The sequence below is a fragment of the Kocuria sp. CPCC 205297 genome (genome assembly GCF_040981035.1).
Taxonomy (GTDB): Bacteria; Actinomycetota; Actinomycetes; order Actinomycetales; family Micrococcaceae; genus Kocuria; species Kocuria marina.
On the sequence record NZ_JAVKPY010000012.1, the window covers coordinates 1 to 20,204 of the forward strand.

The window sequence follows — 20,204 nt, forward strand, 5'->3', positions numbered from 1 at the left end:
ACGACCTGCTCCGGGGTGTGACGCTTCCTGCTGTTCGACATGATCTGACCAGTCTCCCTGCCCGCAACCACGGGCGACAGGACGACTCCCAGAACCACCGGACCTAAAAAACGGGGTCAGCCCAATTAGGCCGACGAGGTGTCGCTCCTGCGCAGGGGAGAGCTTCGGTTGCTTGCCTCGGAGTCGGCCCCGCGCCTTCGCGACCGCCATGCCTTCGCGCGTCCGCTGGCGTATGAGGTCCGCTTCGAACTCGGCGACCATGCTCAGCACGTTGAACAGGAGTTTACCCATCGGGTCGGCGGGATCATGAACAGAACCTCCGATGGAGAGTCGTGCCCCGCGCTCCTCGACCTCGGCAGCGATGTCAGCGGCATCTCTTACAGATCGCGCGAGACGATCCAGCTTCGTGACCACGAGGATGTCGCCTTCCCGTAGCGCTGCGAGGGCCTCACGCAGGCCTGGCCGGTCTCGGTTCGTGCCGGAAAGTCCGGCGTCTGTGTAGACGCGTGACTTCTCGACTCCGAGTGCTGCGAGTCCTTCTCGTTGCGCGGTGAGGTCCTGGTCCTGATGTTGGGTCGAGCAACGGGCGTAGCCGATATGCATGACCGTCTCCTGTCTCGTATATGGTGCCGCGAGCGGGCAGCCATCCGGGCGGGTCTTACGAACACGAGCGACGGGCGCAGGGCTTGCTGCGAAGGAGTGTTCGGTCAACGTTGATAGACGAGACCGTTCAGCGTCGAGTGCAGCGATGGACACCTCGGCCTTGTCGCGGATGCGCTTGAGGTCGCGGCCCTCGATGATCTCATCGTCGTAGTCGGCCTGCGCCCTAGCGATCCGTCCGCGATGCATTGTGATCTCGTCGGAGATGGCTCGAAGGCGCGGGTGATCCGGTGTGGGAACGATGTTCTTGAGGTCCGGACGAGCAAGACGAGCGCGGATCGTCTCGACCACATACGTGTCGATGTGCTCGCGCAGCCGCATCACATGCCCTTCGCAGCGATACCGCATACTGTGCGCGCGCACCGGTTTGCCGCACACCTCGCCGGTGTCGGGCTCTTGCCAGCCGCAGAGGTACAGGCCGGACCCGAGGTGACGGCGGTCAGTGCCCACTCGGTTCGTCGCTCGGTTCGGATCGTCGAGGCGATCTTGAACCGCCCACCAGGTGGCCTCTGGGACCAGAGAGTCCCACTGACTGCGGATGGGGTCACCGGAGTCGGAGCGCAAGATCGTGGCGCGCCACGAACGTCGCTTCCCGCCATCAGGTTGGATGGTGGGTGGAGAGTACGTTGAGTAACCGGCGTACCGCGGGTTCCGGAGGATGCCGAGAACGGTCGACGGAGCCCATGGTCCATCGTCTGGCACGGGTCGGGGTGGGAGCCCGTCCGCCGCCCTCCTCTCGTTGCGCTGCAGTGCGAGAGTCCGTGAGTGTCGGGGGAGTGGTGGCACGCTGGGAATGTCGGGGCCGCTCTTCCCGGATAGTGCCGCTGCGATGGCTCGCAAAGAAGCGCCAGCAGTGAATGCCTGGTAGATGGCCTCCACTGCCCGCGCCTCGTGAGGGATGACCTCTCCCTTGAGGGTGTATCCGAGCGGACGCACGCCCTTCGGGGGACGCCCCTGCTCTGCCCGCTGCCGTTGGGCACGACTCTGTCGCTCGGCTTTGACCTCGATCTCGTTGCGCGCAATCGCGGAGAAGAGATCTGCGCTGAGACGTCCAGCAGCGGTCGTGCAGTCGATGTCGCTTCCCTTGGCGAAGGTCAGGAGTATCTCGTGACGCTGTGCTGCCTCGATGATGCGCACCCCGTCCGCACGATTGCGCTCCAGACGGGGCCACTCCTGAGCGACGACGACGTTGATGAGCCAACGTTCGATGTCGGTGAGGAGGCGCTCGAACTCGGGACGCCGCAGCTTGCCGACGCCAGAGATGTCGTTGTCCTCATAGACCCCGGCAGGGCTCCATCCCCTAGCCTTGATGAGAGCCTCGGCGTCCTCGCGGTGTCGGTCCACGCCCAAGCGAGTGTTCTCGCGGTCCTGGGAAATCCGCAGGTAGATGGCTGCCCGCCGAGGGTCAACGTTTATCGTGCCATCTTAGGGCAAGATGGTGTTCTGTTACGGAGCACGGGCCCTCGTTGCATACCAGCGCATCGAAGCCAAGTCGGTTCATTCAAGGAGGATGCATGCCGTACGACCAGAGTGAAGCTGACTTCAATGAGGCAGCCTACGGAATGTATCTAACTTATGAGCTTCAAAGGTGGTTTGAGCTACAGGATGACCTTGATGGGATTGCATTACCGCCAACGCTTCAAGATGAAGCCGATCTGGGATACGATATGTCAATTCCGCGAAAGTGGGGGTTTCTATACCTGCAGTTCAAGATGCCAGATTATTTGCGTCGCTCTAATGCGAGTGAATGGCGTATATTTGGAGAGCCGTATTTCAGATTCAAGGTCAAGACTGATGTAACCGCAAACGGGTGTATTCAGCATAATGTCCTGTGTGACCTGGAGGCTGAAGGTGAAACCGTATCCTATGCAGCGCCAGCGTTCTTGACCAGTGATGAGCTAACTGATTACGCTCTAAATGACGGCATGTACGCGAACAGCGCCTTCCCGCTACCGAGTGACCTTGGGCACGTGCCCGCCCGCAGTAATCATTGCTTTGCCTACACCGACTGTAGGGATGTTCGCGCTTTTTCTGAACCAGGGCCGAGTGTAAGTCGGGGATTTGACGAGCTAACGAGCAGGGTTCGTGGCGTCGTCGGAGAATCGGAGCCAATCGCCTTGCATGAATTTTTGAGCCGCTCAGCTGTGCGCCTGGTAGAGGTTATAGGAGCATCTTCGCGATCGGACGTCGGGCCTTCGCAGAGCCTTCTCCTTGCGAGTTCGTCAGTGGGGCTCATGCCGATACTTGTTTCTACCGAATAGGCGATGCGTAATTAAGATCTGCAGGTTGATCGTCGAGCGGGTGTTCCTTGGGGGCGCTCATTTGTCGCACTGACCCGGCCTCCTCGAGGAGCGCGAACCTCTGACGCGTCGACAACGCCGGGTGCAGTCCCGGTCGACGTCCCGGCGACGGGCTCAAAGCCATTCCCTCGGTCCTCCTCGCGCGCCTGTGGTCACCCTCTCGCCCAGGATAGGCGGGCGGTGGCGCATCATGAGCGACGTACGCTCACCAAAGCGCGAGTCGCTGTCGCCAAAGGTTATTTAGCTACGTAACGTGGTGGAGTTCAGGTTCAACGTGTGAGCTGAACTGTCTTTGGAGCGTAAGCGACTTCCGTTCCAGCGTGAGGACTGTCCCCGCTGGAGCGTTGCGGGGCTTGCCCCGTCCTTGGCCGGGCGAGTGATGTCGGAGCAGCGGAGCCTGGGTCTGAATTGCTCGAACGACGGGTGTGTGAGCCTCGCCCCCGGCGGGTCAGAGCGCGATGTCCGTCAAGGTGGCCAGTTCAATGCCAACCTGGCGGCGTGCTGTTGAGTTCAGGCCATGCGTTTTGTCTAGTGCGATACCTGCTAACGGTATGATTAAGCCATGTCGTACACCCGTCGCGTCGTGGACCTCGAGCTGGATGATCTCTTTGGCGAGGTGGCGGCCCTCGCGCTGGACGGCCCCAAGGCCGTAGGCAAGACCACGACGGCGGAACAACGGGCGGCTGGGCTGGTGAAGCTGGACTCCAAAGCCGTTCGGGAGCCTGTCGCAGCGGATCCGCAGATCATTCTCCGCCGCCCGCGTCCGCTCCTCATCGATGAATGGCAGAAGATGCCAGAGGTGTGGGACGTTGTTCGCCGCGCCGTGGATGAGGACGCCGTGGGCGGGCAGTTCCTGTTGACCGGCAGTGCGAGTCCCCAGGACGGAACCGTGCAGCACTCGGGGGCCGGCCGGATCGGCCGCCTGCGCATGCGTCCCATGACGCTCGCGGAGCGTGGTCTGGTTGCACCAACCGTGAGCCTCGCCGCTGTTCTGGCCGGACGTGATGCCATCCAGGGTGAGTCCACGATGGGACTGCCCGAATACGTGGAGGAAATCGTCGCCTCGGGTTTTCCGGGGATGCGCGGCTTGAGCTCCCGCGCCCGGAGCTTTCAGCTCGACTCCTACCTGCGCAATGCTGTGGAGCGCGACGTGCCGGAGCAGGGCCTGGCGGTCCGTCGCCCGGAGGCCATGATGGCCTGGCTGCGAGCGTATGCTTCCGCCACTTCGACGACGGCGAGCTACTCCCAGATCCTGGACGCGGCGACCCCTGGTCACAGTGAGAAGCCGGCACGGGCGACCGCCGAGTCCTACCGTCAGGTGCTGGCCTCCTTGTGGCTTCTCGACCCTGTGCCGGCCTGGAGCCCGCTCGGCGGTCCGATGACTCGCCTCGGGCAGGCTCCGAAGCACCACCTGGCCGATCCTGCTCTAGCGGCTCGCCTCCTCGGCCTGGGCGCCGACGCACTGCTGGGCGGCAAAGGGGAGCCACTTCGTCCCCAGGCGGGTTCCATGCTGGGAATGCTTTTCGAGTCGCTGGCGACACTGTGCGTTCGTGTCGCCGCGCAGGCAGCGGAGGCCGACGTCGCACACCTGCGGACGCGCAACGGCGACCACGAGGTGGACCTCGTGGTCGTGCGGCCCGACGGTGGCGTCGTCGGTGTGGAGGTGAAACTCGCGGCAGCTGTCAACGACTCCGATGGCAAGCACCTGCGCTGGTTGCGCGACCAGCTGGGATCACGTTTTGTGGATGGTCTGATCATCACGACGGGTCCGATCGCCTATCGGCGGCGGGACGGTATCGCCGTGGTGCCCCTGGCCCTGTTTGGCCCCTGAGGAACGAAGCAGCCTGAGCCGTATTGTCTGAGGGCGTCGGCAACGTCCCCAGTGAAGGAAGCCCATGCCTGATCGTCGTCATGCGGACCACGCCAGGAGGTTGACTGGTACCATAAACTGGTACCAGTCAACGTAGGGAAGGTACTCCATGTCCATCAGCGCAAGCGAGGCCCGCAAGACTCTCTTCCCGCTCATCGAGCGCGTGAACGAGGACCAAGAAGCCATCGAGATCGTCTCTCGGAAGGGCAACGCGGTGCTCATGCCCGCCGACGAGTACGCGGCGTGGCAGGAGACCGCCTACCTGTTCCGGTCGCCGTCGAACGCCCGCAGGCTTCTCGACGCCTACGATCGTGCCCGTGTCGGGAAGACCCAGGTCCACGAGCTCGACCGTTCCGACGAGTCGGTCAGCCAGTCTCGGGACGTCTGAATGCGGCTGGTCTGGGACGAGGCCGCCTGGGAGGACTACACGTACTGGCAGACCGCCGACCGGAGAATCCTCAAGCGGATCAACCTGCTCATCGATGCCTGCCTGCGCGAGCCGTTCGAGGGCATCGGCAAGCCGGAGCAGTTGAAGTACGGGGCGCGGGGCTCGTGGTCGCGGCGCATCAACGAGGAGCACCGGCTCGTCTACCTCGTGATTGGTGAGGATCTCGTGATCTTGCAGGCTCGATACCACTACTGAGCCGGGCTGAACTGTCGTTGTTCGGAGCAGCCGTGTCAGGTGACTTTGCTGCCGACGTCCAAGGCGCATCTCTGGGAAGCCCGCGAGGCTTGTCCGACCATTGACTGGTGAGGAATGTTGCCGTGCCCGGTGAAGCCCTGTTCCTTCGTAGATTGTGACAGTCCGATGCCTCAGCCGTGTTCGAAGCCTTCGCCTCCAACCTCGACATGGCCCGTCAAGGCGTGGTCACTTCGGCCGAGGAAGCGTCGGCGTACGTCGCCCGCCTCGTGAGTCCGGGGTCGCCCCATGAACCCTGGGCCGTCGTCGAGTCGAACGCACTGATCGGCCTCGTCTGCGTCACGGTGGACGAGGACAACCGGAACGGGTGGTTCTGGGACTGGATGACCGACCGAGCGCGCGGCAGGGGAGTCATGAGCCGCGCCGCAGCCACGGTCGCTGAGTGGGCCCTCACGGAGCGCGGACTGGAGCGCCTGGAACTCGGCCACCGCGTCAACAACCCGGCCTCCGGCGTCCTCGCGAGGAGAGTCGGTTTCGTCAAAGAAGGAACCCAACGCCAGAAATTCCTGGTGAACGGAGAACGTCTCGACGTCGACATCTACGGGCGGCTGACATCAGACCCGCCCCCGACCTTTGACCCAGTGACCATAGTCACCCAATGAACGGTGACGGGAATCACCAGACCGGTCGCCTCCACATGACCAGGGAGCCGTATTTTCGCTGGCCACGGGCCTAAAATTGAGGGGGAAGAGTCTCATACCGGAGCGACACTCGGAGGCAGAAATGTCCGGCCATCAGGTTGATTCCACCCACGAATCCAGAACCATGAGCCGGGGCACCGTCTCGATGCTCTGGAAGTTCGGACTGATGGTGCTGGTGGGCGCGGTGATCTTCTTCATCCCGGCACCCGAGGGCGTGGACCCCCGCGGCATGCACATGCTCGGCATCTTCGTCGCGACCATCCTGGGACTCATCCTGCAGCCCCTGCCCACCCCCTCGGTGGCGCTGATCGGTCTGGCCACGGCCATGATCACCGGTGCCATGGATGTCAAGAGTGGGGAGGCGCTGAGCGGATTCTCCAACTCCGCCGTGCTGCTCATCGTCGCGGCGTTCTTCATCGCGGACGGCTTCCTGCTCACCGGGCTGGGGCGCCGCGTGGCCCTGATGTTCCTCAGGGTCCTCGGCAAATCGCCCCTGGGCATCGCCTACGGCATGGCCGTCACGGACCTCCTGCTCGCACCGGCCACCCCGTCCAACACGGCCCGCGCGGGTGGTGTGATCTACCCGATCGTCCGCTCCGTCGCGGAGGTCCAGGGCTCCACCCCGGACACCGACGAGTCCCGCAGGAAGCTCGGCTCCTACCTCACGTTCACCGCTGCCCACGTCAACGTGATCACCAGCGCCATGTTCATCACCGCCATGGCCGGCAACCCGCTGGCCGTGGCCTCCGCCGAGAAGCTCGGCGTGCACATCTCCTGGGGCCAGTGGGCCCTTGCCGCCCTGATTCCCGGCCTCGTGAGCCTGGCGGTGGTCCCGTGGCTGCTCATGAAGGTCTACCCGCCCACGCTGAAGAGCACGCCGGAAGCACCCACCATGGCCCGCAGCGAGCTGCAGAAGATGGGCTCCATGACCCGCGGTGAGATCATCATGGCGGCCACGTTCGTACTGCTCCTGGTGCTGTGGGTCTTCGGCACGGCCATCGGCGTCAACGCCACCACGGCGGCCTTCGTCGGCATCGCGGTGCTGCTGGTGACCAAGGTGCTCACCTGGAACGACATGGCCAAGAACGGCTCCGCCTGGAACACCCTGATCTTCTTCGCGGTCCTGGTGGGCATGGCGGAGAACCTGAACAACCTGGGAGTCATCACCTGGATCGGCTCGGTGGTTTCCGGTGCCGTCGGCGGCATGTCCTGGCCCGTGGCCTTCGCGATCCTCGCGCTCGTGTACTTCTACGCGCACTACATGTTCGCCTCGAACACCGCGCAGATCGTCGCCATGTACGGCGTCTTCCTGGGTGCGGCCATCACCGCGGGTGCCCCGCCGATGTTCGCGGCCCTCGCCCTCGGCTACATCGGCAACCTGTTCGGCGCCATCTCCCACTACGCCTCCGGCCCGTCCGGCGTGGTCTACGGCTCCGGGTACGTCAAGGTCTCCGAGTGGTTCAAGGTCGCCTTCATCATGTCCGTGGCCATCATCATCATCTGGACCGTGGTGGGCACGGGCTGGATGTGGGTCCTCGGCGACCTCGCCATGTAGCCCGCCCGGCGAACCCGCCCAGTACGACGACGCTCGGTACCCTCCCAGGGGCACCGAGCGTCGTCGTCTGTTGTGGAAAGCGGCCAGGTCAGTCGTCCTTGTTGCGCAGCACCTGCCGCAGCTTCTCCCGGTTGAGCCCGGCGATCGCGGTGAGCGGGATGCCCGCGGGGCACAACTCCGCGCACTCGCCGTACACCGAGCACGGGCCGAACTCCTCCTCGGCGGCACGCGTGATGCCCTTGGCCCGGCGGCTGCGCTCCTTCTGGCTGGAGGGCAGCGTGGCCAGGTGCATGGTCTTGGACCCGGCGAACAGCTGGGCGGAGCCGTTGGGGCACGCCGCCACGCACGCACCGCAGCCGATGCACGCGGCCAGGTCCAGAGCCCACTCCGCGGACTCGTGGGACACCGGGATGGCGTCCGCGTCCGGGGCGGTGCCCACGGAGGTGGAGACGAAACCACCGGCTTCGATCACCCGGTCCAGCGCGCTGCGGTCCACCGCGAGGTCCTTGACCACGGGGAACGCGCCGCTGCGGAACGGTTCGAGCTGCACGGTGGCGCCGTCCTCGAAGGAGCGGAGGTGCTGCCGGCAGGACGGCGTCTTCTCCTGAGGGCCGTGGGGTCTGCCGTCCACGGTCACGCCGCACGCCCCGCAGATGCCCTCGCGGCAGTCCGAGTCGAACGCGATCGGCTCCTCGCCACGGGTAACGAGGTCGTCGTTGAGCTTGTCGAGCGCCTCCAGGAGGGAGAACTCGGGTCCGACCTCCTCCAGCAGGTACTCCTCGAAGTGCCCCTCCTCGGCGCCGGACTCCTGACGCCAGACTTTCAACGTGAGTTTCACGAGGATGTTCCTCTCATCGGTAGTCGCGGGTCTCGGGCGGGACGCTGGGGAACTCCAGGGGCTCCTGGTGCCTGATGTAGCGCGGTCCCGTTTCGCCGGTCTCGCCGGAATCAGCACGCTCCCACGCGGACGCGAACAGCCAGTGCTCGTCGTCGCGCTGGGCCTCGCCGCCCTCGGTCTGGTGCTCCTCGCGGAAGTGCGCGCCGGCGGACTCGTCCCGGTCCAGCGCGTCCAGGCACATGAGCTCGGCCATGTCCAGGTAGTCGGCTACGCGGCCGGCGCGCTCGAGCTCCTGGTTGAAGCCGTCCGGGCGCCCCTGCACCCGCAGGTCGCCCCAGAACTCCCTGCGCAGCTCCCGGATGCCTCGCAGACCCTCGGCCAGCCCCTCGGCGGTGCGCGTCACCCCGCACTTCTCGTACAGCAGGTCGCCCAGCCGGCGATGGAAGCGCTCCGGGCCCTGCGTGCCGCCGATCTCGACCAGCGCCTGCACGCCCGCCTCGGCCTCGGCAACCGCGGCCCGCACGACGTCGTCGTCCGGCGAGAGCTTCGGCTTGCCCAGCAGCGGTGCCAGGTAGTTGGGCACCGAGTATGGGAGCGTGAACCACCCGTCCACGCACGCGGACAGCAGCGAGTTGGCCCCGAGGCGGTTGGCGCCGTGGTAACCCCAGCCGGCCTCGCCGCCCACGAACAGCCCGGGGATCGACGTCATCATGTCGTAGTCGCTCCACAGCCCGCCCATGGCGAAGTGCGCGCCCGGCGCAATGCGCATGGGCTGCTCGTACGGGTCCTCGCCGGTCGCGTCCGAGTACATCTCGAAGAGATTGCCGTAGCGCTCGGCAATCACCTTCTTTCCGAGCCGCTCGATCGCGTCCCGGAAGTCCAGGTACACGGAGTTCTTCAGGGGCCCGACGCCGCGGCCCGCGTCGATCTCGGTCCTCGCCGCCCGGCTGGCGACGTCGCGGGGCGTGAGGTTGCCGTAGGCCGGGTACCGGCGTTCCAGGTAGTAGTCGCGCTCGTCCTCGGGGATGTCGTTGGGCGCGCGCTCGTCCCCGGGCTGCACGGGCACCCAGATGCGGCCGTCGTTGCGCAGGGACTCGCTCATCAGCGTGGTCTTGGACTGCCACTCGCTGGAGATGGGAAGTGCCGTGGGGTGGAACTGGATGAAGCACGGGTTGGCGAACAGCGCCCCGCGCCGATGAGCCCGGAATGCGGCGGTGACGTTCGAGTTCTTGGCCAGCGTGGAGCGGTAGTAGACGTTACCGTAGCCGCCGGTGGCGAGCACCACGGCGTCCCCGGTGACCGCCGAGATCTTCCCGGTCACGAGGTCGCGCACCACGATGCCCTGGGCGCGGCCCTCCACGACGATGAGGTCCAGCATCTCGGTGCGAGTGTGCAGGTTCACCTGTCCCGTGGAGACCTGCCGCAGCAGCGCCTGGGCGGCGGCAACCTGCAGCTGCTGACCGGTCTGCCCGCGTGTGTAGTAGGTCCGGGAGACCTGTACGCCGCCGAACGAGCGGGTGGCCAGCCCGCCCCCGTACTCGCGGGCAAAGGGCGCGCCGATCGCGTTCATGTGGTCGATGACCCGGATGCTCTCCTCGGCCAGCCGCCAGGCATCGGCCTCGCGGCCGCGGAAGTCGCCGCCCTTGACGGTGTCCTTCACGAACCGGGCGATCGAGTCGTTGTCCACCGTGCGGGCGCGGGCGGCATTGATGCCGCCCTGGGCGGCCACCGAGTGGGCGCGGCGCGGGGCGTCGTGGAAGGTGAACGACTCCACGTTGTAGCCGAGTTCGCCCAGGGCCGCCGCCGCACCTGCACCGGCGAGTCCGGTGCCCACGACGACCACGGTGAACTTCCGACGGTTGAGTGGGCCCACCATGCGGTAGTGCAGCCGCCGGTCCGCCCACATCTGGGACGGGGGCACGTCCGAGCCCAGGCCAGGGAGGTCCGAACCCACGGTGCGCAGCTCGTCCAGCAGGGCCTGCGGCTGGGTGGTCGAGGATGCTGTCATCACTGAATCACTCCCAGGAGAACCAAGACGGGGATCGAGATGTTACCCAGGCAGATGACAATGGCGACCAGCCCTGCCACCCACGCGGCGAGCTGCCGCAGCCGCCTGCCGGTGGCGCCGAGGTCGTTGGCGGCGGTCCACGTCCCGTGGGCCACGTGCACGGTGAGCACCAGCATGGTGAGCATGTAGAAGAGGGCCACGAGGGGCCGCTGGAAACTGGCGACCAGATTGGCGTACGCCGATCCGCTCTCGAACGACCCGGATGCGGCCGGCTGGACACCCAGTGTGAGGTCCAGGATGTGGAAGATCACGAACAGCAGGATCACCAGGCCGGTTCCGAGCATCGAGCGCGCCATCAGGGCGTCGGCGCGACGCAGCCCGGTGCGTTTGAACGGCCCGCGGGCTCGACGGGCGCGCGTCCACAGCAGGAGCCCGCAGCCCACGTGCAGCACCAGGCTGATCAGCAGTACGACGCGCAGCACCCACAGGACACCCGCGTAGGGCATGAGCGGCATCAGGATCTCGCGCAGCCAGTGTGCGTAGTGGTCGAACTCCTCCTGGCCGCGGAAGATGTGCAGATTGCCGTACATGTGCACGAACACAAATCCGACGAAAATGAGACCGGTGACGGCCATGGTGGTTTTCGCGGCGAAGTTCGACACCGGCAGCCGTGTGCGCGGCGGGGCTGACGTGCGTTGTTTTCGCTGAATGGTTGCCGTCATCGTTGCCCCTCGTCAATGGGTGAACCGAGTGCTGAACTCCGGGAGTTCATCACCCTCAATTCTACGCCGGGAGGGGCATTGCAAGACGCGTTCCGGGGCGTTTCCGGTACTGCCGCCAGAAAGGGTTGTGGCGGGTGCCGAGGGCATTGAGAATAACTAAGGTTTGCCTATCGTAATTTCACGGTGTGGGTATTTTTACGGTGTCCCGTTCCCACTCGCGGGGTTCCGGACCCCCTGGGCGACTGTGCCGTTCCCCATGGGGTCCGCAGCCCGGTTTCTCGCTACGCACCTGTCACTCTCCGCGGAGGGTTCCCGCCCGAACTGCCCGGTTCAGGACTAGCGTTGACCCTGTGATCAAGGCGTCGCTGCGGCGCGTGGCAGGCGGTGGTACGAGGGCCCGCTGGCTCCCGGAACCCGCCCCGCTGCGCGACCGGCGGCTGACGACGGCGCGTACCGCGGCGACGTCGCGAGCCCGCCTTGAAGACTGCTCACCCGCCGGACGTCGTGGAGGCTCCAATGTGGACCCAATCTCTTGACACCCTGGGCAGCCTGCCCCTGACCGCGCTCGTGGCCGCGATCCCGATAGTCGTGTTCCTGGCCTGCATGATGCTGTTCAAGCTCACGGGGCTGACATCGGGGCTCATCGCGCTGGTGGTGCAGATCCTGGTGGCACTGCTCGTGTTCCACATGCCCGTCTCCGCCGCGGCCGGTGCAGGTCTGCTGGGGCTGCTGACCGCGCTGTGGCCCATCGCGTACATCATCGTCATGGCGGTGTGGCTGTACCGGCTGAGCGTGCGCTCGGGCCGTTTCGACGTGATCCGCTCCTCGATCGCCGCGGTCTCCGCTGACCAGCGCGTGCAGGTGCTGCTCATTGCGTTTGCGTTCGGCGCGTTCCTGGAGGGCGTGGCAGGCTTCGGTGTGCCCATTGCGATCTGCGCGGCACTGCTCGTGCAGCTGGGGTTCCCGCCCGTGCGCGCCGCAGTGCTGTGCCTCGTGGCCAACGTGGCCGCCGGTGCCTACGGCGCCATTGGCGTGCCCGTGCTCGTGGGCGCGCAGGTCACCGGCATGGAGACGCCGGAACTCTCGCGAGCCCTCGTGCTGCTGCTCCAGCCGCTCACGTTCCTCGTTCCGTTCCTGCTCGTGTGGATGGTCGACGGGGCGCGCGGCCTGCGCGAGGCCTGGCTCCCGGCGCTGGTCTCCTCGGTGGTCTTCTGCGCGGTGCAGGGTGGCCTGCTGTGGTTCATGGGCCCCGAGCTGGCGGATCTCGCGGCCGGCCTGCTGGCCATGGTCGCCCTGTTCGCGGTGTGCCACGTGTGGTCCCCGCGCCGGATCTCGCGTGCCCCGGAGGCCCCCGAGACCGCTGAGGCCAGCCATCCCGCGAGCGAGGTGATCCGCGCGTGGAGCCCCTTCTACATCCTCACCGCCGTGATCCTGCTGTGGTCCGTCCCCGCCGTGCAGAACCTCTTCACCAAGGGTGCGCTGAACTTCACGACCTTCAAGGTGCCCATGCCCGGGCTCACCGGTCACGTGACCACCGCCGCCGGAACGGTCGTCAATGCCACCTGGACCTTCTCGATCCTTGGTGCCACCGGAACGGCCATCCTGATCGCGGTGCTCATCACGTTCTTCACCACCCCGCAGCTGCACGCCAAAGAACTGGGGGAGGAGCTGGCGGGCGCACTCAAGGCACTGGGCCCGGCCATCCTGCTCATCGCCGTGATCCTGGTGCTCGCGAACATCGCCAACTACTCCGGCGGCTCCACCGCCATGGGCACCGCGCTCGCCGCGGTCGGTCCCGTCTTCCCGCTCATCGCCCCGGTGATCGGCTGGATCGGCGTGTTCCTCACGGGCTCGGTGGTCAACAACAACACCCTCTTCGCGCCGCTGCAGGTGGCGACGGCGCAGGGCATCGGCGCCGCCCCGTCCCTCCTCGTGGGGACCAACACGGCAGGCGGTACCACCGCAAAGGTCATCTCTCCGCAGTCCATCGCGATCGCCGCCGGGGCGGTGGGTCTCAACGGGCGGGAGAGTGAGATCATGCGCGGCTCCATCGCCTACAGCCTGGGCATGCTCGCGGTGGTGTGCGTGTGGACGTTCGTGCTGGCCCTCGTGTGAGCAACCCTCGGGTGAGTGTCTGAGGGGGCGCGTCCTCAGGCGGACCACGACCTCCTCGTGGGTGGGCCGTTCGGTGCGCCGGGTCAGCTGGGAGGTGCCGCAGGAGGAGGGCGACTGCCCCTCGGCGGTTCCGGCCGAGTGAACCCCCGTTGATCCAATAACTTGCACGCAATATGCTGATTATGTTTCGAGCAATTCACGGAGGGGACCTGAGAAACCATGGCGCACCACTCGTTCGAGCACACCACCCACCACGGCTCCGGGAGTGGAGTCGCCACCCTTACAGAGCTGGTCGGCCGCAGCGAACCCCGTCCGGGCCGCCCCAGTGCTGCCACGGTGGCGGAGGAGGACGGCGTCAAGGTGGTCGCCTTCGAGTTCCACGAGGGCGACGAGCTCCACGAGCACGCCGCACCGCACCCGGCGCTGATCCAGGTGGTCCGGGGGAGCGTGGACTTCCAGCTCCCGGAGGGTCCCGTGCAGCTGCGGCCGGGCCAGGTGCTGCACCTCACGGAGGGGCTGCTGCACACCGTGAGGGCCCTCGAGCCCACGACGCTGTCCGTCACACTGCTGCTGCACTGATCCCGCTGCTGCCCGTGCCGTTCGGTCTCATCGCCGTGGTGCTCATGCTGACCGTGGCGGTCCTCGTGTGGCGCCAGCCGGTGGACAGGCCCATGCGCGGACCCGTCAACGCCTGAGCGCCCAAGGCGACGTCGCGGCTGCCCTTCTCCACCCGGCGCGTGCAGTCCCGGGAAGCCGGGCCGTTCAGCCCTGGGGTGACGGCGCGGTGAGCCAGTCCACGAGGCCCGGCCACACGGCGTCGGCGGCGGAGCGGCGGAACAGGCCGTGGTGGCCGATGCGCGCAACGCCCAGCTGCTCCGGGGTGAACGTGCGGTGCTCCACCGCGGCGGAGGTGAGCCGCCCGGTCAGGGCCCTCATCTGCGCGGGGCTGGCCCAGGGATCGTCGGAGGCGCCGAGCGCGAGCACATCCTGGGTGACCGCGGCCGCACGGGCCGTCGCGTCCATGGACGGGTCGTCGAAGAAGTAGCCGGGACGCCGCGCCCACGACCCCCACTCGACCATCGCGGCTGTGGGCATGTTTTCTCCGATGCCAAGCCGATTGCCGGGCATGTACCCCAGGGTCCGGCTCAGCGCCGGGCCCACGACATGCAGCATGGCGGCCACGCGCAGCTGCTCCTTCCGCGGGGCGATCGTGCGGGTGTGCGCCAGGTGGGAGGAGACCACCGCGAACCGGTCGAGGCCCTCGAGCCCGTGGCCGAGGACCATGGCGTGCCCGCCGATGCTGTGACCCACGGCGTGCAGTGGAAGCCCGGGGAACCGTGCGCGGGTCCAGGCGGCCACGGCGGGGACGTCCCCGCCCATCCAGTCGCGCATGCGCAGGTGCGGGTTCTTCCGGGGCTCGCCGGAGCGGCCCGTGCCGCGGTAGTCATAGGTCACCGCCGCGAGACCGCGGCCCGTCACGTACTCGGCGAACCCGGCGTAGAACCGTTCGGGCGTTGCGGTGGCGGGGTGGATGACGACGACGCCGCGCGGCTCGCCCTCGGGCAGCCACAGCGTGCCCGCCACGGCGTCCGAGGCGACGGGAATGCTCAGGTTTTCGCGGCGGATGCCGGCTACGGGGGAGTTCCGGTGGTCAGACATAGAAGTTACTCTACGGTAATTCCAGCGGCTCAGCCCTGGGCCGTCACAGTCACGGTGGCTCACGTCGCACGCAGGGACGCCACGTCCGTCTCGGGGGCGGGAGCGTCAGTGACAATCGGGTGGAGCTCCGCGCGAGCGCAGCCTGAAGGACGCGCTCGGCACCTCCGCGGGCACCGCGGCCGTCGCCTGCGGTGCCTTCTCCGCAACCATGACGATCGGCCGTCTGCCGGCAGACCGGGTCGTGGAGTGGCTCGGCTCCGGGGGTGGTCCTGCGCTACGGGGCGTCCCGCCCCTCGCACCCGGTGAGCAGCGTGACGGCCAGTACGGCCAGGGTCGCTCCTCGCCCCGCGGTCGTGGTGCGTGGCTCAGCGGATTCCTCCCTGAGCTACCGTGGACCGGGTAGGACCTCCAAGACCCCCGGCAACTGAAAAGGGGCCTATCCCCGTGCGACTCATCCTGGTGCGTCATGGCCAGACCTCCTCCAACGTGGGCCATCACTTGGACACCGCCGCACCTGGCGCGGACCTCACCGACCTGGGGCGTGAGCAGGCGCGGGCCCTCGTGCAGGCGCTGGCGGGTGAGCCCATCAGTGCGATCTACGCCTCCAACCTCGTGCGCACCCAGCAGACGGCCGCCCCGCTCGCGGAGGCGCGCGAGTTGTCGACCGAGATCCGTGAGGGTCTGCGTGAGATCGGTGCCGGGGATCTGGAAATGGCCAATGACCACGATTCGATCGAGACCTATCTGGAATCAGCGTTGAGCTGGGCGGATGGCGGCCTCGATTCGAGGATCCCCGGGTCGGACGAGAACGGCCACGACGTCATGGCGCGCTTCGACGCCGTCGTCGAGGAAGCGTCCACTGCTCTGGCACCGGACCGCGTGGCTGTTCTCGTGTCTCACGGCGCCGTCATCCGTGCGTGGTGTGCGCTGCGGTGCGCCAACCTGGACCGCAAGTTCACGGCGACCAACGGATTGTCGAACACGGGCGTCGTCGTGCTCGACGGCGAGCCCGGCGCATGGCGCGTGCTCACCTGGCAGGACCAGGCCGTGGGCGGGCCCGCACTGCAGGATCCGGAGTCCGACGGCGCCGCCGCCGAGGAACTCGATGGGGCAGAAAGCTCCGGCAGCTGAGAACACACAGCCTCACGGGGCGCGGTGGGAGACCACAATGAAGCATGACGATCGACTCATTGCGCGCCGTTTACGACCGCACCCGGATGGTCGGCTGGGACTTCTCAGGGTTGGAAGGCCGACTGACCGCTACTGAGCCACCGTGGGATGTCGAGGCGGACTGTCTCGCGGCCGTGCGCAGTGCGTCCCGATCAGTGGACCTCGGGACCGGGGGTGGCGAACGGTGGGGAGCGCTGCTCGCGGGCATTGCGGGGCACGGCGGCGTCGTCGCGGCGACGGAGGGGTGGGAACCGAACCTGCCGGTCGCGCGCGCGAACCTGGCTCCGTGGGGGATCCAGGTGCTTCCGTACGACGCTGATACGCGCGAGACCATGCCGTTCGAGGACGGCAGCGTGGATCTCGTGATGTCCCGCCATGAGGCCATCGATGTCGGCGAGGTGACCCGGGTTCTTGCCCCGGGTGGCCGGCTGTTGACGCAACAGGTCGACGGGTTCGACGCGCCGGAAATCCATGAATGGTTCGGCGAAGAGTTTCTCTACCCGCATGTGACCCTGGGCCGGTACATCGCGGAGCTGGAGGAAGCGGGGTTGCGGATCGACGTCGCCGACGCATGGGACGGCGTCATGGAATTCACGGACGTGGAGGCACTGATCATGTACCTGGCCATGGTCCCGTGGGACGCGCCGAATTTCTCGATCGACAAGCACGCCGACCAACTCACCGTGCTGGGGGAGCACACGCCCCTGCGGGTGACGCAGCGGCGCTTCCGCCTCTATGCCACGAAAGCATGAGCCGGGCGCCGCGTCATGGCGGGCCCGGCTCGGCCAGCGTCGGAAACGACGACGGCACGGGTCACTTGCGCAGCGACGTCTCCAGCGGGATGCTGCCATCCTGCCACGGGGTGATGATCCAGACCACCAGGTACAGCGCGAGCCCCACCACGGGGAGCAGGAACGACAACAGGACGAGCAGGCGGACGAGCCACACATTGATGGCGAACTGATGGGACAGACCACCGCAAATGCCAGCGACCACTCGTTGCGGTCCGCGTCGGAAGCCGAGGTTGCGCATGGAGTTGAAGAAAGTGTTCATGGCCACAACAGTACGCAGAGACGCCAGGGCAAGAGCGGCAGCTGCCCCGCCCCATGTCACTTTCCCCCGAACTCTCGGCGACCTGCCAGACTTGAACTCCGACCACACGAAGGGAAGATCATGGAAAACACGCCCAAAACTCAGCCCAGCAACCCGCAGAAGGGCACCCCGTGGGGGCTCATTCTGATCGTGCTCGCGTTCCTGCTGGCCACCGCCATGGTGATCGGCGTGGGCGTCGTGTCCCTGGACATCGGCTTCGGAGGCTGACGACCTCGTAGTTCGCCGCCCGTTCCCGGGATCCAGGCGGTACATCTGACGACGGCGGACGGCCACCTCGAGCGCGAAGGTGACCGTCCGCCGTCGTCGTACTGCCGTTAGAAATCGGGCAACGCCATCAACGGCGCGGGGGCCCGGGAGTGCGCTGGGAACGGCAGGACTTCTGCAACCGCGACAGCTTCTCGCCGAGCTGTTCCTGTTCCTCGGGCGGCGCGCTGACCCCGCTGGTCCGCTCGGCCTCCTGGTGGAGGTCACCGCTCATCACGTCGACCAGGTGCTTGGCGCACAGGTTGGACTCGTCCACCGCCTGGATGAGGGCATTCGCGTGGCGGGGCGTCCATCGGCGGTTCGGGTCCAGGCGGTAGAGCAGGGCACGGATCAGGTCCCCGCACAACCCTTCCTCGGCGATGACGGTGCGCGCTGACCAGCCACGTGACCAACAGGACCGCTACGAAGAGGACACCGAGCCAGCCGATCACGGGGAAGACCTTGGTCACGAGCTCGGTGAACGGCAGGAAACTCAGCCCGAACCCGACCAGCGTGACCGCGATGAACACGAGCCGCCCCCACCGGGCATGCCAATGTAGTACACCGGAGTACTGCACCGAGCGGCGTTCGATCACTTCCGGGGGTCCTCCGCGGACAGGGGGGAGGTCAGTTCATCACGGCGGACAATCCGCTCCCGGCCATCCACACCCCCACGATCGCTGCGATCCACAGAAGCGTGACCTTCGCTTCCCGCTCGAGCGTGGGGACGATCCTCTCGAGGCGCGGCCAGATCCGCTGGCCGGCCAATGCCGCAGCCGCGATGAGCACGAGCGCGGGCAGGATCATCACGACGCAGTAGGCGGCGAGCAGGGCCAGTCGCAGCGGCCAGCCGATGTCCATACTCGTGATGATCCCGTTGGCCGCGAGATAGGGGACCATCGTGGCGGCCTCCGTGAGAGCAGCGCCGGCACCGAGGGCGACCATGGCACCGGGATGCAGGGACCTGGGCGGTGCGCGGTGCCCCTCGCGCTTCACGGGGTCCGGTGCGAAAATCCCGTACGCGAGCAGACCCAGCCCGGCGACCACCTTGAACCACTGGGCGGGCTCGCTGTCCCAGATCCTCCCGGCCACGTCGGAGAGGAGGTCGAACCCCAGGGCGATCGCGATCCCCAGGAAGAAGTAGAGGAGCACCACGGTCGTGAAGTAGAAGAACAGCGGGACCGCGTCCACGCGCCGCCGGGAGATCACGAGGACCAGGGGGATCACCAGGGTCCCGAGGCTCATGCTGTCCAGCAGAGCCAATCCGAGCAGTGCGAGAAGGTCACCCATGTGTGCCGCCTTATCTCGTACGAACGTATGCCATACCGCAACCATACACTTGTATGAGAGGGGGTGGTCAGATGCCACAGGAGAACGAGAGTCGCGGGATGATCCCCGCCCGGGTCATGATCGCGGAAGCGGCGATCCGCGTGATCGCCCAGCAAGGTTTCGACGTGGTGAGCGTGCGCACCGTGGCCCAGGAGTCCGGGATCTCCCCCGGGACCGTTCAATACCACTACAAGACGCGGCGGGATCTGCTGCTCGCCGCCCTCGAGAGGTCCGTGGAGCGACAAACCCAACGGGTCATGGCTGCGCGCGGTCAGAACGGCTATCGGGCATCCCTCGCTCGCACCCTGCGTGAACTCCTGCCGTTGGAGGGCGTGCGGAGGGAGGACGCTGCCGTGTGGGTCAGCTTCGGGGCGGCCGCCTCCACCCGGGACTGGCTCGCGAGCGTGTACTGGCAGAACCTGCAGATCTTCCACGAAGGTGTCCTGAACGTGCTGCGGCAGGCCCAGGAGGACGGGAAGCTACGTGAGGGGCTGACCCCGGACACCGCCGCGCCCCTGGTCACGGCACTCGTGAACGGGTTGGCCCTGGATCACCTCAACGCACCCGAATCCGTTCGGGAGGGCACCGAACAGGCCCTCGATCGGGGGCTGTCGTTGATCCTCACGGACTGAGCCTCCTCAACGCCGTCGCGTCCCAACCCACCGTGTCAGGGCCCGTGCGTAGGGTCGGATGCATGATCCCCCACGACACGAGACTGCGCCGCCATGTCCCCTTGATCGTGCTGGAGGTGCTCCTCGTGGGGACGCTGATCTTCGAGATCGCCCGGGAGAACGGCCCGGCCGTGTTCTTGCTGTCCGCACTCGTCCTCGCGGCGTTCGTCCCGCTCGCCCTGGAGCCGATCGCCCGCGCCAGCATCCCCATGACCCTGCAACTGCTGTACGCGGTGCTGTTGTTCGGCGGGGCGTTCCTGGGAACGTACTTGCACGTCTACGGTGTGTGGGCGCCGTGGGACACCGTGGTCCACTTCTTCTCGGGAATCCTGATCGCGCTGGGCGCCGATCACGCGTGGCGCATCCTGTCCCGGCGGCATGGTTTCGTCCTGCCCACGTGGCTGTGGGGGCTCGCGATCGTGTCGTTCAGCGCCTTCATTGCGTTCCTGTGGGAGGTCGCCGAGTTCGTCACCGATCTGGTCTCGGACAGCAACGCTCAGGTGAACAACCTGGACACCATGACCGACATGATCGCGGGCACAACGTCCGCGCTGATCGTCGTGGTCGTCCTGGCGCTCACCCGGGCGGGGGGCCGAACGTCCGTGTGACG

General features: G+C 66.8%; 19 protein-coding genes and 3 pseudogenes. 13 read left to right on the plus strand and 9 right to left on the minus strand.

The genetic code is table 11. The features are described 5' to 3' along the window. Positions 1-132: 132 nt before the first annotated feature. Both RF650_RS11590 and RF650_RS11595 read right to left on the minus strand, forming a co-directional pair. A pseudogene (locus RF650_RS11590) lies at positions 133-603 on the minus strand (recombinase family protein); the annotation flags it as partial. 543 nt (positions 604-1,146) lie between these two features. Continuing rightward, positions 1,147-2,076 (minus strand): annotated as a pseudogene (locus tag RF650_RS11595) (recombinase family protein); the annotation flags it as partial. A 98-nt stretch (positions 2,077-2,174) separates the two neighbouring features. Here RF650_RS11595 and RF650_RS11600 point away from each other — a divergent pair. The 6 genes and pseudogenes from RF650_RS11600 (at position 2,175) to RF650_RS11625 (ending at position 7,726) form a co-directional block, all read left to right on the plus strand. Then, positions 2,175-2,921, plus strand: coding sequence for a hypothetical protein (locus tag RF650_RS11600; protein WP_368814982.1), 747 nt, complete (start codon positions 2,175-2,177; stop codon positions 2,919-2,921). Between the two features lie 601 nt (positions 2,922-3,522). Then, positions 3,523-4,791 (plus strand): ATP-binding protein, encoded by a 1,269-nt coding sequence (locus RF650_RS11605; protein WP_368814983.1) that lies wholly within the window; start codon positions 3,523-3,525, stop codon positions 4,789-4,791. Between the two features lie 148 nt (positions 4,792-4,939). Then, positions 4,940-5,218 (plus strand): type II toxin-antitoxin system Phd/YefM family antitoxin, encoded by a 279-nt coding sequence (locus RF650_RS11610; RefSeq protein ID WP_239320797.1) that lies wholly within the window; start codon positions 4,940-4,942, stop codon positions 5,216-5,218. After that, positions 5,219-5,473 carry a Txe/YoeB family addiction module toxin gene (locus RF650_RS11615; protein ID WP_368814984.1) on the plus strand — a complete coding sequence of 85 codons (255 nt, stop codon included), beginning with the start codon at positions 5,219-5,221 and terminating at the stop codon, positions 5,471-5,473. A gap of 173 nt (positions 5,474-5,646) precedes the next feature. Beyond that, positions 5,647-6,132: pseudogene (locus tag RF650_RS11620) on the plus strand (GNAT family N-acetyltransferase); the annotation flags it as partial. 163 nt (positions 6,133-6,295) lie between these two features. Beyond that, entirely contained in the window at positions 6,296-7,726 is a 1,431-nt protein-coding gene (locus RF650_RS11625) for an anion permease (RefSeq protein ID WP_368814985.1), read from the plus strand. An 88-nt stretch (positions 7,727-7,814) separates the two neighbouring features. On the opposite strand, the gene RF650_RS11630 is transcribed toward RF650_RS11625, so the two are convergent. From RF650_RS11630 to RF650_RS11640, 3 genes are read right to left on the minus strand one after another with little or no spacing between them, the layout of a single operon-like run. Further along, on the minus strand, positions 7,815-8,564 hold the full coding sequence (locus RF650_RS11630) for a succinate dehydrogenase/fumarate reductase iron-sulfur subunit (protein WP_368814986.1): 750 nt from the start codon (positions 8,562-8,564) through the stop codon (positions 7,815-7,817). A 13-nt stretch (positions 8,565-8,577) separates the two neighbouring features. Continuing rightward, positions 8,578-10,572, minus strand: a complete 1,995-nt coding sequence (locus RF650_RS11635) for a fumarate reductase/succinate dehydrogenase flavoprotein subunit (RefSeq protein ID WP_368814987.1) — start codon at positions 10,570-10,572, stop codon at positions 8,578-8,580. Next, entirely contained in the window at positions 10,572-11,294 is a 723-nt protein-coding gene (locus RF650_RS11640; protein WP_368814988.1) for a succinate dehydrogenase cytochrome b subunit, read from the minus strand. The genes RF650_RS11635 and RF650_RS11640 overlap by 1 nt, the downstream gene beginning before the upstream one ends. A 516-nt stretch (positions 11,295-11,810) precedes the next feature. On the opposite strand from RF650_RS11640, the gene RF650_RS11645 reads away from it, so the two are divergent. Both RF650_RS11645 and RF650_RS11650 read left to right on the plus strand, forming a co-directional pair. After that, positions 11,811-13,409: an L-lactate permease gene (locus tag RF650_RS11645; protein WP_368814989.1), complete on the plus strand. Its 1,599-nt coding sequence runs from the start codon at positions 11,811-11,813 to the stop codon at positions 13,407-13,409. Between the two features lie 219 nt (positions 13,410-13,628). Next, positions 13,629-13,988, plus strand: coding sequence for a hypothetical protein (locus RF650_RS11650; RefSeq protein WP_368814990.1), 360 nt, complete (start codon positions 13,629-13,631; stop codon positions 13,986-13,988). Between the two features lie 183 nt (positions 13,989-14,171). Here RF650_RS11650 and RF650_RS11655 read toward each other — a convergent pair whose 3' ends face one another. Further along, positions 14,172-15,068, minus strand: a complete 897-nt coding sequence (locus RF650_RS11655; RefSeq protein ID WP_368814991.1) for an alpha/beta hydrolase — start codon at positions 15,066-15,068, stop codon at positions 14,172-14,174. 444 nt (positions 15,069-15,512) lie between these two features. Here RF650_RS11655 and RF650_RS11660 point away from each other — a divergent pair, with 444 nt between their 5' ends. Both RF650_RS11660 and RF650_RS11665 read left to right on the plus strand, forming a co-directional pair. Further along, on the plus strand, positions 15,513-16,199 hold the full coding sequence (locus tag RF650_RS11660; RefSeq protein ID WP_367402775.1) for a histidine phosphatase family protein: 687 nt from the start codon (positions 15,513-15,515) through the stop codon (positions 16,197-16,199). 44 nt (positions 16,200-16,243) lie between these two features. Further along, positions 16,244-16,990 (plus strand): class I SAM-dependent methyltransferase, encoded by a 747-nt coding sequence (locus RF650_RS11665; RefSeq protein WP_368814992.1) that lies wholly within the window; start codon positions 16,244-16,246, stop codon positions 16,988-16,990. Between the two features lie 61 nt (positions 16,991-17,051). Here RF650_RS11665 and RF650_RS11670 read toward each other — a convergent pair whose 3' ends face one another. After that, on the minus strand, positions 17,052-17,291 hold the full coding sequence (locus RF650_RS11670; protein WP_131332542.1) for a PspC domain-containing protein: 240 nt from the start codon (positions 17,289-17,291) through the stop codon (positions 17,052-17,054). Between the two features lie 120 nt (positions 17,292-17,411). On the opposite strand from RF650_RS11670, the gene RF650_RS11675 reads away from it, so the two are divergent. Beyond that, the gene (locus RF650_RS11675) at positions 17,412-17,558 is read left to right on the plus strand and encodes a hypothetical protein (RefSeq protein WP_159450043.1); all 147 of its coding nucleotides are present in this window, start codon (positions 17,412-17,414) and stop codon (positions 17,556-17,558) included. 127 nt (positions 17,559-17,685) lie between these two features. On the opposite strand, the gene RF650_RS11680 is transcribed toward RF650_RS11675, so the two are convergent. Next, complete coding sequence (locus RF650_RS11680) at positions 17,686-17,961, minus strand: hypothetical protein (protein ID WP_368814993.1); 276 nt, start codon at positions 17,959-17,961, stop codon at positions 17,686-17,688. Positions 17,962-18,221: 260 nt separating this feature from the next. Further along, on the minus strand, positions 18,222-18,884 hold the full coding sequence (locus tag RF650_RS11685) for a GAP family protein (RefSeq protein WP_368814994.1): 663 nt from the start codon (positions 18,882-18,884) through the stop codon (positions 18,222-18,224). A gap of 71 nt (positions 18,885-18,955) precedes the next feature. Between RF650_RS11685 and RF650_RS11690 the strand changes: the two genes are divergently transcribed. Then, a complete protein-coding gene (locus RF650_RS11690; protein WP_098054116.1) occupies positions 18,956-19,555 on the plus strand; it encodes a TetR/AcrR family transcriptional regulator in 600 nt (199 codons plus the stop codon). A 62-nt stretch (positions 19,556-19,617) separates the two neighbouring features. Beyond that, positions 19,618-20,202 (plus strand): hypothetical protein, encoded by a 585-nt coding sequence (locus tag RF650_RS11695; RefSeq protein ID WP_368814995.1) that lies wholly within the window; start codon positions 19,618-19,620, stop codon positions 20,200-20,202. Positions 20,203-20,204 lie beyond the last annotated feature (2 nt).